This window comes from Eubacterium uniforme, from assembly GCF_900167115.1.
In the GTDB taxonomy this organism is placed as follows: Bacteria; Bacillota; Clostridia; order Lachnospirales; family Lachnospiraceae; genus Eubacterium_S; species Eubacterium_S uniforme.
The window spans coordinates 102387-120092 of sequence record NZ_FUXZ01000007.1 but is presented as its reverse complement, the minus strand read 5'-3'; the positions used below and the strand labels follow the sequence as shown (position 1 = coordinate 120092).

General features: G+C 29.6%; 11 protein-coding genes. All 11 read right to left on the bottom strand.

All coding sequences use genetic code 11. From position 1 onward, the window contains the following. Positions 1-42 precede the first annotated feature (42 nt). The 11 genes from hemW to aepY all read right to left on the bottom strand — a co-directional run bounded on the left by hemW (position 43) and on the right by aepY (position 17700). Positions 43-1173, bottom strand: coding sequence for a radical SAM family heme chaperone HemW (gene hemW, locus B5D16_RS06485; RefSeq protein ID WP_078766168.1), 1131 nt, complete (start codon positions 1171-1173; stop codon positions 43-45). A gap of 2 nt (positions 1174-1175) precedes the next feature. Next, complete coding sequence (locus tag B5D16_RS06480; RefSeq protein ID WP_078766167.1) at positions 1176-3530, bottom strand: YfhO family protein; 2355 nt, start codon at positions 3528-3530, stop codon at positions 1176-1178. A gap of 3 nt (positions 3531-3533) precedes the next feature. Then, entirely contained in the window at positions 3534-5348 is a 1815-nt protein-coding gene (gene lepA / locus B5D16_RS06475; protein WP_078766166.1) for a translation elongation factor 4, read from the bottom strand. Positions 5349-5361: 13 nt separating this feature from the next. Further along, the gene (locus tag B5D16_RS06470) at positions 5362-6279 is read right to left on the bottom strand and encodes an acyltransferase family protein (RefSeq protein WP_078766165.1); all 918 of its coding nucleotides are present in this window, start codon (positions 6277-6279) and stop codon (positions 5362-5364) included. A gap of 98 nt (positions 6280-6377) precedes the next feature. After that, positions 6378-6641 (bottom strand): 30S ribosomal protein S20, encoded by a 264-nt coding sequence (rpsT, locus tag B5D16_RS06465; RefSeq protein ID WP_078766164.1) that lies wholly within the window; start codon positions 6639-6641, stop codon positions 6378-6380. Positions 6642-6870: 229 nt separating this feature from the next. Beyond that, positions 6871-11616 (bottom strand): leucine-rich repeat protein, encoded by a 4746-nt coding sequence (locus B5D16_RS06460; protein WP_078766163.1) that lies wholly within the window; start codon positions 11614-11616, stop codon positions 6871-6873. Between the two features lie 145 nt (positions 11617-11761). Then, positions 11762-13672, bottom strand: coding sequence for an LTA synthase family protein (locus B5D16_RS06455; protein WP_078766162.1), 1911 nt, complete (start codon positions 13670-13672; stop codon positions 11762-11764). After that, positions 13650-14093, bottom strand: coding sequence for a dUTP diphosphatase (gene dut / locus B5D16_RS06450; RefSeq protein ID WP_078766161.1), 444 nt, complete (start codon positions 14091-14093; stop codon positions 13650-13652). Before dut ends, B5D16_RS06455 begins: the two co-directional genes overlap by 23 nt. 125 nt (positions 14094-14218) lie before the next feature. Next, positions 14219-14413 carry a hypothetical protein gene (locus B5D16_RS06445; RefSeq protein ID WP_078766160.1) on the bottom strand — a complete coding sequence of 65 codons (195 nt, stop codon included), beginning with the start codon at positions 14411-14413 and terminating at the stop codon, positions 14219-14221. A gap of 17 nt (positions 14414-14430) precedes the next feature. Continuing rightward, positions 14431-16554, bottom strand: coding sequence for a membrane protein insertase YidC (yidC, locus tag B5D16_RS06440; RefSeq protein ID WP_078766159.1), 2124 nt, complete (start codon positions 16552-16554; stop codon positions 14431-14433). Positions 16555-16578: 24 nt separating this feature from the next. Continuing rightward, positions 16579-17700, bottom strand: a complete 1122-nt coding sequence (gene aepY / locus B5D16_RS06435) for a phosphonopyruvate decarboxylase (protein ID WP_078766158.1) — start codon at positions 17698-17700, stop codon at positions 16579-16581. Positions 17701-17706: the final 6 nt, after the last annotated feature.

The following is a 17706-nucleotide window of genomic DNA, read 5'->3' as shown; positions in this document are numbered from 1 at the left end:
ATTAATGATATATGTATTTTTATTATACAACTATTTCTATATTCACATAAAATCACATAAAATATAATTACTTACATCAATTCCCTTTTCTGACAAAAAAACTCTGTCTTCATTTTCAGCCAAAAAACCATTTACTAAATACTTATTAATTATGTCTCCATATTTTTTTTGTAAGGTAACACCAAACTTATTATAAAAATCTTTTTTTGAAACTCCCTTGCATAACCTAAAGCCTAATATCATATATTCTGACATCATATCATCTATGGTTAATCTTTCAACATCTTGCTTAGTCTCAATATTATCAAGATATTTACTAATACTATCTGTATTCTTCCATCGAATTGCTTTATTACCAAAATTTTTATATGATGCTGCTCCTATACCAAACCCAATATAATCTATTCCTGTCCAATAACCTATATTATGTTTACACTCATATCCAGATTTTGAATAATTTGATATTTCATACCTTTCATAGCCAAAACTCGATAGTATTTGTTTTGTTACTTTATACATTTCTCGTTCTACTTCTTCTAATGGCCTAATATCAATTCCATCTCTCTCCATTTTTCTAACATATTCATAAAGTGGCGTATTCTCCTCAATAATCAAACTATATACCGATATATGTTCAGGATTTAACTTTGCCACTTTATTTAGAGTATCACTAAATTTTTTTAAACTCTGATTTATAAGTCCACTCATCAAGTCAATATTTATATTTTTAAATCCAACCTGTCTTGCTAACTCAAAATTCTCAACAAAATCTTCATACGTATGAATTCTTCCTAATTTCTTCAATTCATCATTATGAGATGATTGCAAACCAAAGCTAATTCTATTTATTCCACTCCTCTTATACGAAATTAACTTTTCATATGTGATTGTTCCTGGATTACATTCAATAGATATTTCAGCATCTAAGTTAACATTATAATTTTCACATATAGTATATATTATTTTTTCAATATATTCGCCTTTTAATACAGTAGGCGTACCTCCTCCTATAAAAATGCTACTAACAAATTCATCCTTATTATTTCCATTTTCTATTTCTTTACATAGAGCCTTTACATATTTATCTTTAATTTCATCATCCATTGGTGCAGATAAAAAATCACAATATGTACATTTCTTAATACAGAAAGGAATGTGTACATATATTTCCATAATCACCCCTCAACCTTATTATCTCTAATTTTTCTTTTACGTCTTATTACACCATAACATATTAATACTAACATTGTTATTCCACTAAGAAAACAACATTCATCAAATAATGGTGTTTTATATTTTATTTTTATCACATGATTTCCTTTCGGTATATCAATACCTATAAACATATAATTAACAGTATAAATATCTACTTCCTTCTCATCAACATATGCTTTCCATCCTTTTAAATTTGGAACAGCAATACACATTGTTCTATCCTCATTTAGACTAACACTTCCTTCAATCATGTTTACTCTATACTTGACATTATCTAAATGTTTTTCAGATAATTCCTTTAAGTAACTTTTGTAATTTGATACATCTACAGCATATAATTCTACACCCTTATCATAACTTTCTTCAAAAATTATTGTCAATTCTGAAATTTTATCATAATATCCTGCATTTATATACAATTTCTCTCGCTGAATAAACCACGGATTATTTTTGGTAAAAAATGAAAAATCATTTACAAAACAGTCTTTATTATTTATTTTTCCTTCAATTTTACCACCTTCCGAGCCATCTAATACGACGTATATCTGTGATTTTTTTATTTCGTCAAATTTTAACATATATTTCTTATTTTCATTTTTTGAGATAAATGGAATCTTTTTTGAAATACCTTCTATTTTATCATTTTTATTATGTTTTGAATTATCAACTATTCCTCTTCTTAATGCAACCCATGATCTATCTATTTCATTCATATCTTCCACATCATTTTCATAAATAATATTCTTATATGTATATCCAAACGGAAGACTTAGTGTATTTATATAAGTATTACCTTTAGAAGATTTTACAAACCAATCAGGTTTATAGGCATCATCAGCACCATAATACTCATCAACATTAAATAATGCCATTAATTCTGGTCTACCATCAAGTCCATATATTTCACTAGTACTATGTAATTCTTTATTACCAAATTTCAACATAGTATCACATATTTTTTTCGGTATCATACTTGTATAAATCCAAGTTGAAGGACTCTCACAATACGCGTTTTCTCTACTCAAACCATTTCCGCTTAAGTCAACACGATTAATCTTTGATTCCTGATTAATCCTGTTTGAAATATTCTTTATCTTTTTAACTGAAAAACATTCATCCGCCCCCGAAAATAAATAAGAAAAAATCAAAGGCTGAATCAACGATATCAAAATAATTAAAACTAGTTGTTTTGCATTTATATTATATTTATCAAAAAATTGAACACATAATATGCAAAAATAAAAAGAAACCACCATAAACCATCTGTTCGAAGGATACGCGAAACCATTAAAAATAAACCCTACAACCGAAATTTGAGATAACACCATAATAATTCCAGTAATAATTAACCATTTCGTTTCTTTCTTTTTTTTCATCATATATATCATAATTAAAACAGCAATATTTACTGTAAAAAATGAACCTGGAAAATAAAAAATGAAACTTAACAATTCTTTATCATATATCTCTTTGTTATAAAATAAAAGATTTAAATTTTTGCTTCTTCCACTTCGAAAACTATTAAAAAAGCCAACCAAATTCACAATAAAAATTGGTGAAACCAATAATATAGCAATGATATAACAAATCAAACTAGTAGCAATTTTTTCTTTTAAATATATTATAGTTGATTTTATATTGTTATTGTTATTTATTGCTTTATAAAAGCCATACAATATCAAACAAATTGTAATTACGTACAACATATAAAATCCACTTAAAGAAATAATTACTAACGCCCCCACAAAAATACTCTTTATATTTTTGTCTAGTAACAAATCAAAACCAAGCCAAGCCAATGGTATTTGATAAACCAATAATACAAAACACAATTGGTCCATAGTCGCAATTGCAAGCGGACTAACAATATATAAAATCACTCCAATCATAATATTTTTTTCTTTTATATTATGATAAAAACAATATTCCGAAAAAAATCCCCCACCTAAATATATGAATACTAAGACCATTATCTGATACATAAACGGCATCATATTTTTGGGCACAAAAATCAACAATAAAAACAAAGGATTTCCATATCCATAATAGTTATATGTTTGAACAATATCCAGACCTAAAAATGTGTTAAAATCAAAAAATTTTAATTGTTTCCCCATAATTAAAGCTTTTATATTATATCTATAAAAATCCCGAATTTTAACCATATACGGATAATGCTGTGCGATTGTATCATTATCTGCAATAAATGTTTTACCATTCAACAAAAAAGGGAGAAAAACTATTAACATTACAACTAAATATATAATTGTATAATATAAATAATATTTTTTTCTATCTCTTATAATTTCTTTCAACTCTTAATCCTCATCAAGTTTAAGAACCGCCATAAACGCTTTCTGTGGTATTTCAACATTACCAACTTGACGCATACGTTTCTTACCTTCTTTCTGTTTTTCAAGAAGTTTCTTTTTACGAGAAATATCACCACCATAACACTTAGCAAGTACGTCTTTTCTCATAGCTTTAACTGTTTCTCTAGCTATAATTTTACTTCCAATTGCAGCCTGAATTGGTATTTCAAATAACTGTCTTGGAATTTCTTTCTTTAACTTTTCACACATCTTTCTACCACGTTCATATGCTGTATCAGCATGAACAATAAATGAAAGTGCATCAATTTCTTCTCTATTAATCAAAATATCAAGTTTAACAAGTTTAGCTCGTTCATAACCTTTTAGTTCATAATCAAATGAAGCATATCCTCTTGACCTTGATTTTAATGCATCAAAGAAATCATAAATAATTTCATTAAGTGGCAAATCATACTTAAGCAGTGCTCTCGTTGTCTCAATATAATCCATTCCTTTATAAATACCACGTCTCTGCTGACATAATTCCATAATAGGCCCTATAAATTCTGTTGTTACCATTATTTCAGCTGAAACCATAGGTTCTTCCATATAATCAATTTCTGATGGATCCGGAAGATTTGATGGATTAGTAAGTTCAATCATTTCACCATTTGTCTTATAGACCTTATAAATAACACCTGGCGCTGTTGTAACCAAATCAAGATTGTATTCTCTTTCAAGTCTCTCCTGAATAATTTCAAGATGTAATAACCCTAAAAAACCACATCTAAATCCAAAGCCTAATGCCACAGATGTTTCAGGTTCATATTTAAGTGACGCATCATTAAGCTGCAACTTTTCAAGTGCATCACGTAAATCAGGATATTTAGCTCCATCCGCTGGATACATGCCGCAATATACCATTGAATTTACTTTCTTATATCCAGGAAGTGGTTCACTACATGGATTCTCAGCATTAGTAATAGTATCACCAACTGTAGTATCTTTTACATTCTTAATACTAGCTGTTAAGTAGCCTACCATTCCTGCTGATAATTCTTCACATGGTATAAACTGACCTGCACCAAAATAACCTACTTCAACAACCTGAGCTGTTGCTCCTGTTGCCATCATCTTAACTGTATCTCCAGCTTTAACTTTTCCATCCATTACTCTGAAGAATACAATTACACCTTTATATGCATCATAAATGCTATCAAATATAAGTGCTGAAAGTGGTTTATTATCATCACCTTTTGGTGCTGGTACTTTTTCCACTATCTGTTCTAATACTTCTTCTACATTAAGACCACTCTTAGCTGAAATTCTAGGAGCATCTTCTGCCTCAAGACCAATAACATCTTCTATTTCTGCTGCAACTCTATCTGGTTCTGCACTAGGCAAATCAACCTTATTGATAACAGGAAATACTTCAAGGTCATGATCAAGTGCCATATAAACATTAGCCAGCGTTTGTGCTTCAATACCCTGTGCAGCATCAACTACTAAAACTGCTCCATCACATGCTGCAAGGCTTCTTGATACTTCATAATTAAAATCAACATGCCCTGGAGTATCAATCAAATTAAATACATACTCTTCACCATTCTTTGCTTTATATATAGTTCTAACAGCTTGAGATTTAATTGTAATTCCCCTTTCACGTTCTAAATCCATATTATCTAAAACCTGCGCCTGCATTTCCCTATCAGTAAGAAGGCCTGTCTTTTCAATAATACGATCAGCAAGTGTAGACTTACCATGATCTATATGAGCTATTATACAAAAATTTCTTATATGTTCTTTATCTATCTTAGACATTAAATACTCCTTCTTATATATATTGTTTATTTTTTTTCAATAATACCTTTCTCATTATTGTATTTAACAAAATAGCTAATATCATAATACCAAGAAAATATACCAATATATATATATATATATAACTATTCATTTTATATTTTTTCAAAAATTCTAGTACTACCGGATGTACCAAATAAACCTCCATTGATATCTTTCCTAAAGACAACAATACTTTATTCTTCAATTCAAAATTAACACATATCGAATAACAAAATAATCCACAAATACAAGGAGTTCCCCATTGTGCCAAAATATAAACTGTTATGTTATTATATCTATAAAACAATAATAAATGTAACACTATTATTATAATAAATTCTATCATAATCAGCATATATTTATCTTTAATAAAATTCTTAATAACTTCTTCATTCAAAAATATAAACCATCCCGCAAGAAAAGCAGATGGCATAAACCTATTTGGATCATGAGTAAATGAAATCATACAGATTCCCGAAATACACCATACAATCCATCCTAATGCAATATAATTCACCTTATTAATCTTTTTCATAATATTAAAAGCAATAAAATATACAATATATATATATATTAAACTTTTAATATACCATAGATATTTGCAATCATATGTTGGTATAAATACTTTATAAAAATACGAAATTTTTAAAGTAAAACTCTGAACAATTTGATACAATACTGTCATTATATAAAATGGCAAGAATATACTTACAACTTTTTTATTAATAAATCCTTCCAAGTAATAATCTTTTTTTAAAGTACAATAACATAAATTATATGCTGAAAAAAAATAAAAAACGCCAACAACCAAATAACCACATGATGTAAAAATATTTCTAACATCCATATGACACATAATAATTATTATACTAGCTAAACCTTTTAATATTTTTTCTTCTCTAATTTTCATAAAATCAACTAACCTCTTTTTACAATAACCATTTACATATTCATACTAAAAATAAACTCTGCTCAAATACAGAGCAGAGTTTATTTATTCACTAAACACTATTTAGCTGAATTAACAAGTTTTGTAAGTCTTGAAACTTTGTTAGCAGCTGTATTCTTATGCATAATTCCTTTTGAACCAGCTTTGTCGATAATCTTTGTAGCATTTACAAGTGCTTTTGTAGCTTCTTCCTTATTGCCTTCTGAAACTGCAACTTCTACTTTCTTAATCGCTGTCTTAATTGCTGACTTAGCTGCCTTATTTCTTTCATACTTAGTTCTGTTAACAAGAATTCTTTTCTTAGCTGACTTAATGTTAGCCATGGTATATTACCTCCATATATGTTTACTTATGATTTCCTTGAGAGAGTTCAGAAATCATCACTAAACCTATCTGTATGAATGTTTTTATGCGGACCAACATACAGACACAAGATATATTTTATTATACTTCTCATTATATGTCAATACGTAATTATCATATTTTCATATACGTTTTATGCTAACAAAAGAGTCACCAGATTAACCTGATGACCCTTTTATTAATTAAGTATTATTTTACTTTACCAGATTTTTTAACTTTGGAAAATGGTCCATAAATTTTTGCTTTTCCAACCTTCTTATAAGCTCTAATCTTAAAATAATATACTTTCTTTCGTTTAAGTCTCTTCTTTGTAAACTTAACCTTCTTAGCTTTTTTGATTGTTGCAATCTTCTTAAAGCCTTTTTTCTTCTTAGTAGACATATATATTTCATAACCATTAATGTTCTTCTGTCTCTTCCATGAAATTGTAATCTTTCTCTTGCCTACTTTTAACTTTGTAATTTTAACTGCTGTCATACCAGGAGTAACTGAAATTGTTGTGTAATCACCATAATAAAGGTTTCCATCTTTTCCTTTTGCGTATGCTCTAACAGCAACCTTATAGTTTTTATATTTCTTTAATTTCTTTAATACATATTTAACACTAGTTGTTGTACCAATCTTAGTATAATTTCCTTTTGAATATGTAAAGATTTCATAGCCATTAGCTTCCTGAACTGCAGTCCATGTAATTGATGGTTTACTAGCTGAACCTACCTGTCTAAGATTTGTAACCTTTCTAGGATTTATCTTAAATGTTATTTCTTTTTCACCATCATAATTTCCTTTACATCTAACTTTAATTCTAGCTGTACCTACATTCTTACAATCCTTATATTCAACTGAGTAATCAGTACCTAATGTTAACACTTTTCCTCTTCCCTTTACAGTAATTACAGGTTTAATATCATTACCTGTATAAACTGTATCTGGAACAGAACTAATTTCTAAATCATTAACACCAATCTTAGCTGTCACAGTACAAGTAGCTGTTTTAAGAAGAGTACCATCAGGTGCGTATGCATTACATGTTATAACTACCGGCCCAGCACCCTTAACATTAACGAATCCCTTACCATCAACAGTTGCAATACTATTATCTGATGATACAAATTCTAATGAATTATTTGTAATTGTTGAAGGATCTGCTGCACCATTCTTAATAACGTCGCCAAACTTATTTGAAATATTATCAATTATACATTCTACATTTCCTGATCTAATAGTCTTATTTTTTAGTCTAAGTCCATTAATATCTGCTGTTGTTTTTACCTTAAATGTAACTCCATTAACAGCAGCATCAAAACCTTTTGGCCATATTGTTACATCTGTTGTACCTGCATGTTTAGCTGAAATCTTAAATGTCTTATTTGCAGCACTATAACTTTCAATTTTACAAATATTATCATTATCTACAATATATTCTATATCATTTGATGCAAGATCATCTGATGTAAAATCATATAAAAATGTCTTTGTACCCTGATCAACAACATCCTTATGTACAGATGCATTAATTCTATAAAGAGTAATAGAATCACCATGATTAATTCTTGTGTCATCATCAACATTAATTAATGTTGTCTTTAAATTTGATGCCACAACTGAAATCTTACATGTAGCAGTTTTCCCTGATGCTTCAGCTATAGCTGTTAATGTAGTTGTTCCAATCTTTCCAGCAATAAGTTCACATGTAAATGTATTACCACTAGATGGTGTATTTCCAATTTTTGATGTAACATTACCAACTTTAACAATCGATTCATCATTACTTATAAACTTAACGTGATCAGGATTGCTTTGATAAAAGCTTTCATAATCCTTGCTACTATATGTAATCGTTGCTGTAATTGAACTTGATGTATTATACGGAATATTTAATGTATTCTTATCAAGTTTTAAACCATTTGATGGAGCTGCAACATATACATAAAAATATTCAGTAACTGCACCAGCTTTAAGTTTAATCTGAGTTGATCCATAAGCATTTCCCTTAGCGTATACCACAGCAGATTTTCCGTCTTCTGCAACTTCAAGGTCAATTAAATTATTTGAAGAATCAACTTCCCAAGTAAGTTTATCTGTAGTTTTTACAGGTGTGATTGTAGGAGTAATTGTTGTTCCCTTACTCTTAGCTTTTGTTTTATCTACACCAATATATACATCATCCTGTGAAATTGACTCACAAGGAACCTTTGTAACATCGACATTATATACAATATTACCTGTTACAGGTATAACAGAAGGAACTGTTGTACTGTCTCCCTGAGTTACCGGCAAAACTAATTTAAGACTTACTTCAACAGGAACATTTTTTGTTTCTGTATTGCCAGCAAATTCTAATGTTTTTACACTATAACTCTTACTTGAACCTTCAGTTTTCACTTCAGATCTACCTATAGAAGGAGTAATTGGTAATGTACCATATGTACCTTCTGCAACTAGAGAATTACCATCCTCATCTGCTTTAAATGAACTATTATTGATTGTCACTTTACTAAATGTTGTATCATATCCTGGAACTGGACTCTTATCATTGTATACAAGAGAATAAATACCCATTTCATCATGTTCATTAACTCTAACATTAATCTTATTAGATGGTACTCTTGTAACAAATGTAAACATATTTGTTTTTGGAACATTAGGTGATTTTGACTTTGTCATAACAACCTGACGATCCAAAATTGTAGTTGCTGGAGTATTTAATGTCTTTAATACTTTACAAGCACCAAGAGCACTTGCTCCGATATCCTGAACACTGTCACTTAATTTTACTGTTTCAAGATTTAAACATCCATAGAATGTATCCTGCTTAATTGAATCAAGTGGAGCTGATGCATCAAACTCAACTGATTTAATTGGAGTATATTCAAATGCTTGCTGTCCAATTGACTTAAGTTTTTTAGCCTTACCAAAATTAACTTCCTTCAATCCGTACTTAGGATCAGAGAACCAATTACTCCAATCATTTGCACTATAATAGAAATTACATTTTGAGAATGCTCCTTTACCGATAGTTTCAAGATTCTCTGGGAATGTAAGTGAACCACCTGTTGCACAAGTAGCAAATGATTCATCTCCAATCGTAATAAGTGTTTTTGGGAATAAATCATTTGTAAAATTCAATTTAGCACACTCTTTAAATGAACCCTGACCAATAACCTTAACACTCTGTCCTAAATCAACATAGTCTAATCCATACCACTTTGTATTTACATTAGTTGTTGAATCTTTAATAGCTGACTGAAATAATACAAAATTTGGAATCTTTTCGATATTTTTAGGAAACTTAAATGTGTCTAAGTTATAGCATTTTTCAAAAGCATTTCTACCAATATCAACAAGTCTTGTGTTATTTGATAAATCAATATTCTTAAGTCCCTTCATATCAAATTCTTTTGTATTATTATTCTTTTTGCCAAAACCTGCTTCAGAAAATGCATACTCACCAATTTTCGTTAAGCAAGTTGGAAAATTAATTGTCTGTAACCAATTGCAATTTTGAAATGCTTTAGTTCCAATCTCAACAGAAACCCTTGCATTTGTATTATTCTGTTCTGGTAAAGTAACCTTAGTTAAATTCCAGTCATTTAAAAATGCGATTTCACCAATTTTTCTAACAGTTGTACCATCAGGAATAGTCGTCATATCTGCGAAGTATACTTCCTCAAGATTTCTACATTCCTGAAAAGCTCCCTGTCCAATAGTTGTTACAGTACCAGGAATATATACATATTCTGGACCACCAACATAAATGTTTCTTCCATATATATCTTTAGCATCAGATTTAACACTACCATTTGCAAATGCTATTTCACCAATTGTTGTTAACTTTTTCAAGTCCTTCATAAATGTTACATTAGTAAGACTTCTAGTACTACCAAATGCATCCATACCAATCGTTGTAATATTACTATTAGCAGCAATATTAACTGTTGTTAATGAAGTACAAGCTGCAAATGTATGATTATTAATTTTTCTTAAGCTAGCTGGTAATGAAACAGAAGTCATAGATGTACATCTTGAGAACGCTGAATCACCTAAGTTTACCAAACCAGTACATCCTGAAAGATCAACTGAATATAAACCACTTTCAGCAAATGCTGCTACTCCAATATCAACTATTCTTGATGGAATGCTTACTGAAGTTAACGATCTACAACCTGAAAATGTTGAATCCGGAATTCTCTTCATCTGATTACCAAATGTAACCTTATTAAGGCTCTCACAATTAGCAAATACTGAAGCTCCCATAGTTTTAACTGTATCATTATCAACATCTGTAATATCTGTCTTTAATGTATTTGGAATTACTATACTCTGAATTGATTTACAACCGGAAAAAGCAGCACCACCAAGTTTTACCAAACCTGAAGGAAGTGTTACATTATTAAGTGCATAACAATTCTCAAATGCATTTTCATGAATCATAGTAATGCTGTTTGGAAGATTAATTGAAGCCAATTTCTCACATCCAGCAAATGCATATGTTTCAATTTCTGTAATTGATGATGGAAGTGAAACACTTTCCATCGCACACGAATAAAATTCCTCTTTTGGGATTTTTGTTACGCCTGTAAGTTTTGACAAATTAAATGATTTTGCCTTTCTAGCATAACCTAAACCTTCAATACTTTTAATTCCCGTGTAACTTGATAAATCAATGTTACCATCATAAGCTTTTAACTGAGCTACAGTAATGTTACTACCCTTGCCTACAATCTGCTTTAAGGCATTTAATAAAGTAGTATCCTTGACTATGGCTGTTGAAACTTCTGTTGTTGGATCAATGTCATCAACATTTTTAGCAGCATTAACAGAAACACTAAAATCCCATGGCATATGAACATTTACATTTGAAAAATCGCCAGATGTAAATATCATAGCTGATGATAAAACAACACACATAGTCTTTTTAAATGTTTTTCTCATTACAATTCCTCCTTAAAATTTTATGTATATCTACACACATACATAGTATATTTTATCACACTAATTTTTCAAGTTCAATATATATAAAATGTCTTTTTTATAACAAAAAGCGCGATGCTTTTCACATCACGCTTTTATCTTTTATTTACTTATCTTTTAGAACACTATCACCAAAGAAATCGTACTTTAATGTTAAATCATTTCTCTTAGTCAAATTACTAATATTATCATTCATCTGTTTTAACTTATCAGAATCGATTTCTTTTCCATTAGTAACCGAACCATTTTCTACATATACATTTCCATCATACCATGAATAATCATCAAAGAATACATATCCACTATAATCATCACTTAATATATCCTTACCTATATAATAATTATCATTATATTCAATACCAAACAAATTAAGTACTGTTGGTAATATATCTAATTGTGAATTAGTTTTTTCAATTTCTTTTGTATTTTCTATATCACTTGACCATATTAAAAATGGAGTATGATTAATTAAATTATTACTAGTTTCCTTATATTTTTCAAGGATTTTCTTATCTTCTATCATATATAAATAATGATCTGCATAAGTAACTATTACTGTATTATCATACAAATTATTCTCTTTTAATTTTTCGATCAAAAGACCAATCATTCTGTCTGTTTCTGTAGCCATCATTCTTACAGATTCTTCCTCATCAAAATCTGGTACATTTCCTTTACCATACTCCTTCTCTGCAAGAAACTTACCAACATCTTCCTTTGTTGAAAATGGAGTATGTGGAGTATATGTGATTATATAATCAACAAACGGCTGTTCCTTCTTAAACATTTTATCGGAAAAATCTGTATTATTAATTAATTCAGTATCCAATTCATATGTCAAATCATCATATTTATAATCATCAATCATTCCGTAATACTTATCATATCCCCAAGAATTATAATTAAGTCCCCTATTATAAAACTCACTTGTATTCATATGAAATGCTTCAACACTATATCCTTTATCCCTAAAAAGACTAGGCATAGTATCCTTAAAACTATTACTATACATAAATGTAGGATTCTTATAATATGACATCGGACATATAAATCCTGTATTTACAGCAAATTCACTATTAAATGTAGAACCTGCACCATTAAAGAATGAATAGTGATCATTAAACACAAATGCATTATTCTTCATATTACATAGATTTGGCATAGTTTTTTCATCAAAAAGAAAACTATCAATACCCTCTAACTGTAAAAATATAACATTCTTTCCTTTAAACATTCCAGTATACTCATTAGATGGCGCCTTTGAGAGATTCTTATATTCACTTTCAAGATACTTAACTTCATTATCATCTATTTTAACTTTATCATGAAAATAGAATTTATAAATATCTCTTACTGTATATTCAAGAAATCCGCATACCTTCATGGATTTATTCGCATCATTAAAACTATCATATACATTTCTTGGGATATGCCACTCTTCCAAACTCGTTTTATCTATGTGCTGACCATATGCCATAGGAAGTATTGTATGCATTATACCAAATATAACAATTGTAAATACTACTTCTTTCCACTTATTCTCAGTTGATTTCTTCATAGAAACCAATCCTAAAATACCAAGTAGTAAAATCACAATCGCAATCAAGAAAACAAACCACTTTGTCCCCTTAATTGTACTTAAAATATATCCACTTCCTTCACTTGCAAGCTGAGTCAAGTGAATACTAAAATAATAATTTGTAGCAAAATAATATATACAATTTGTTACAAAGAAAAAGTAGTAAAAGATAAATGCAACTGCATAAATAATCTTTCCTGCTATTCCTTTTAAATTCTTCGCTAATGAAACAATCAAGAATATAAATAATAAATCAAAAAATACATTTATACATGCAACGATAATAAAAACCGGTAGTTTGTATGTGTATATTTTTTTATCCATTGAAATTATTCTAATAATGTTTGTCATAAGTAAAAATGGCAAACATAATAAAAGAACATCAAATTTACCTATTTTTTCACCAAACTTTTTTTCACTTTGTTCCTGATGATCCAAATCCTCCAGCCCCCCTTACTGTATCACTTAATACATCCACTTCAGAAAATGCTACTGATAAAAATGGTGTTACAACTAACTGTGCAATTCTCTCCCCAACTTCAACTGTAGCATTTACATTACTATGATTGTGAAGCGCAACCATAACTTCACCTCTATAATCACTATCAACAACACCAACCTTATTCGCTGGTGCTAATCCTCTTTTAGTTGCAAGTCCACTTCTTGCATAAATAAGGCCTGCGTAACCCTCTGGAATCTCCATTGCTAATCCTGTTTTAATTAAAACAGTTTCACCAGGTGCAATTGTAATCGGTTCATCTATGCAAGCATAAAGGTCTGAACCTGCTGCATATTCTGATCCTAATGTAGGAATTATAGCTTTTTCATTTAATTTCTTAATGTTAATATTAACTGCCATCACTTTACTCCTTATCAAAATATTTCATATTCAATAAACCTTTTCAATTATACCATTAAACGCAAAAAAAATATACTGCTAACTAATATAGTCAGCAGTATATTGATGCCAAAAATTATAGTAAATTATTTAATTTCAATGTCATCACTTTCAACTTCTTTATTTCTATTTTCATCAATACCAAGTTTATCGCTAACTTTCTTTTTAGCTTTCTTAGCATAAATACCAATACCAGCACCAACTGCAATAACAATACCTGCTACAGCCTGGATAATATAAGTCATAACTGATGGATCTACATAAGCTACATAATTATTCATTTTTCTACCTCACTTTATTATTTCTTTTTAGTATTTTTCTTCTTACTAATCTTCTCTTTCAAACTTGATAAAATATAGTCACCACTTAATTTAGCTGATTCACCAAGACCAAAGAATGATTCCTCTTTAAGTTTAGCTATGTCATTATGAAATTGTGCGGTATCTTCAATCAAGTTTTCAACGAGTTCTCCCGCATGTTCTACTCTGTCCAAATCAAGTTCTGCACCAAGTTCCTCTCTGACCTTAATATCAAATGGAACAACATCAATTTTATCATACTCAGGATTCATAACCTTCATAGGAGTATTTATATATAATGTTGGCTTGTAAGTTGTAAAACTAAACTCATACGCAATACTTGACCAGTCAGTAACTAACACATCAGCTGTATACACAGTTTTATTAGATGAGAAATCTTTTTCAAAATTAAACTTATCTCCATACTTCTGTTGGAATTTAGCTTCTATATTAGCAATCTTTTCCTTGTAAATTCTTACATACTGTGGATGCGGTCTTACTATAACTTTATAACCTTTTTTTAGAATACTGTCAAGAAGTTCATCAAGACAAGAATCCATAATATTATCTTTCTGCCATGAAGGAGCAATTAAAACTGTCTTAACTTCATTTTCTTTCTTTTCCATGGAGTCGTAATCTCTCTTCATATTATCAAGTAAAATATATCCAGTTTCAACAAGCTTCTTTTCTGGCAAATTATATAACTTTTCAATTGCTCTTTGTTCAGCTACAACATGTGGACCTGTACAGAATATAGTATCAAAATGATCAAGCGCATGCGTACGAAGTGTTAAGTTATCACTATTCATGGCATGATTTGTGAAGATATACTCTATATCCTTTTGAATATAACTTCTCTTTAAATGGAAGTTTTCAAGGTCAGGTGTTGAAGTTAAAAAGATATCGCATTCTAACTTCATCATCAAGGTAATAAGTTTCTTCTCAGAAATGTAATATGCTCTAATCTTTTCATTCTGTTCTGCAAGATTAAAAATATTATCTTCTGGATCACTTGTAATATAATGAATTGTAACATTAGAATGTTCTAATATATATTCAACAATATCCTTAAAGTATTTATAATAACCATTACCTTCAGCATAAATAACAAGATGTTTATTTATAACTGAGAAAAATCTCTTATAATCAGCTTTCTCTTTTTTTGCATATGGATCTTTCTCGAAAAGTTTTTTCTTGTATCCACCTATCTGAGAAAGTTCCTCTAATTCCTTCTTACTATCCTCTAAAGCTTCATAATCAATATGTTTTTTAGGATCAATTACAATATTAAGAAGAACCTGCTGCAATACCGAGAACAAGTTACTCCAAATCCAATAAAGACCTACACCAATTGGAACAAAAAATGCAAGGAATAATGATAAACCAACTGAAAAAATCATAGTACCATATTTATTAGCATTTCCCTGTTCAGCCTGAAGTGGATTTAAAACATTTTGCATTGCACATAAGAACCATGCTGCTAATGCAGCTAAAATTGGAACTAATAAAGTTACTCCTTTACTATTTGCTGGAATTAAAGCCAAGCTCTTTCCAAATAAAGACATATTTGATTTTTTGATGTCTGAAGTTAATTCATCCATCTCGATATCATATTTCTGTCCAATTTTATCTAATTTTTCTGAATAATCTTTTTTCTTAATTGCATCAACAACCTGCATCTGAACAGATGATTCATCCAAATTTAAATCCTCTATTTTACCAATGGTATTAACTATTTCATTACTAGGTTTTGTATCAACTTTAAATATAAATGTCAATGGATTATATATAACTTGTACAAGACCCATAAGTAAAATAATTTGTACCAACAGTGGAATTATACTTGAAAAAGGATTATATTTTTCTCTTTTATATACCTCTGCAGTTTTTTCAGCAATTGTTTCCTTATCACCAAAATATTTTGCTTTGATTCTATTAATTTCAGGTGTTATTCTAACAATTTTAACACTATTCTTCTGTAACCAAATAGACACCGGAAGAAGAATAATCTTCGTAATTAATGTAAATAATATTATAGCTACTGCATAATTTGAAATAAACTTATAACATAAATACATTAACTCTCCAAGTGGTACACTTAGAACATCTTCAATAAACTTCACTTTCTTTCCTCCAATTGCTTTATATTAGATTTCTTTTAAATAATCCATAAAAGCATTTTTATTTTCCATGGCTGTAGTTGTTGGTCTACCAAGATCAGCTCTTGAACCTATACCACACTTAACTTCTATAAGTGACAATTCCTCGCACTCCTTGGCCTCCTCTAAAACTTCATCAAGTCTATCATAATCATCAACACTTCTAACATAACCATATCCACATGAATTAGCAATTCTTTCAACATTAATATCACCTACAACAGTAGGCATACCTCCAACTGTTTCATGAGCACTATTGTTAATTATGATATGAACAAGATTTGCTGGTTTATAACTTCCAACAACTGCAAGTGATCCCATATGCATAAGCATAGAGCCATCACCATCAATACACCATACTTTCTGTTTTGGTTTATTAAGTGCAACTCCAAGAGCAATTGATGATGTATGTCCCATTGAACCTACTGTTAAGAAATCATATTTATGAGAAAGACCTTCTCTTTCTCTTATTTCAAACAACTCTCTACTAGCCTTTCCTGTCGTTGAAATAATAGGATCTTCTCCCGAAATTTTAACAATATGTTCAATGATTTCTTCTCTTACAAGATCACAATCATTTGAATATTCAACTTTTTCATCATATGATAGTGCGCCCTTTCTTACAACAAATGCAACACTATCACCTTTACTTAGTATCTCTTTGAAACTAACCATTACATTCTTAATAGCTTCTTCTGTTGTATCCTTACCAATAATAAAAGATGGGATTCCCATATCATCAAGAAGTTTAATTGTAACTTCTCCCTGGTAAATATGCTGAGGTTCATCATGAACACCTGGTTCACCTCTCCAACCTATAATAAAAATTGCTGGAATACCATATACTTTTTTATTTAATAATGATGCTACCGGATTTATAATATTTCCTTCACCACTATTTTGCATATAAACAACAGGAACCTTACCAGTTGCAAGATGATAACCAGCTGCTATCGCTGTAGCATTACCTTCATTTGCTGCAATAATGTGATGTCTCTCATTTGTACTATATCTATTATATAGATAATTACATAATTCTTTTAATTGTGAATCAGGTACACCAGTATAAAAATCTGCACCAATTAATTCAACTAATTTTTCTACCTTCATATAATC

Excerpts from the sequence above, each read along its gene's own strand:
- hemW (WP_078766168.1), bottom strand. The coding sequence starts at position 1,173 with ATGGAAATATATGTACACATTCCTTTCTGTATTAAGAAATGTACATAT.
- dut (WP_078766161.1), bottom strand. The coding sequence starts at position 14,093 with ATGGCAGTTAATATTAACATTAAGAAATTAAATGAAAAAGCTATAATT.
- lepA (WP_078766166.1), bottom strand. The coding sequence starts at position 5,348 with ATGTCTAAGATAGATAAAGAACATATAAGAAATTTTTGTATAATAGCT.
- rpsT (WP_078766164.1), bottom strand. The coding sequence starts at position 6,641 with ATGGCTAACATTAAGTCAGCTAAGAAAAGAATTCTTGTTAACAGAACT.
- B5D16_RS06470 (WP_078766165.1), bottom strand. The coding sequence starts at position 6,279 with ATGAAAATTAGAGAAGAAAAAATATTAAAAGGTTTAGCTAGTATAATA.
- B5D16_RS06460 (WP_078766163.1), bottom strand. The coding sequence starts at position 11,616 with ATGAGAAAAACATTTAAAAAGACTATGTGTGTTGTTTTATCATCAGCT.
- aepY (WP_078766158.1), bottom strand. The coding sequence starts at position 17,700 with ATGAAGGTAGAAAAATTAGTTGAATTAATTGGTGCAGATTTTTATACT.
- B5D16_RS06445 (WP_078766160.1), bottom strand. The coding sequence starts at position 14,413 with ATGAATAATTATGTAGCTTATGTAGATCCATCAGTTATGACTTATATT.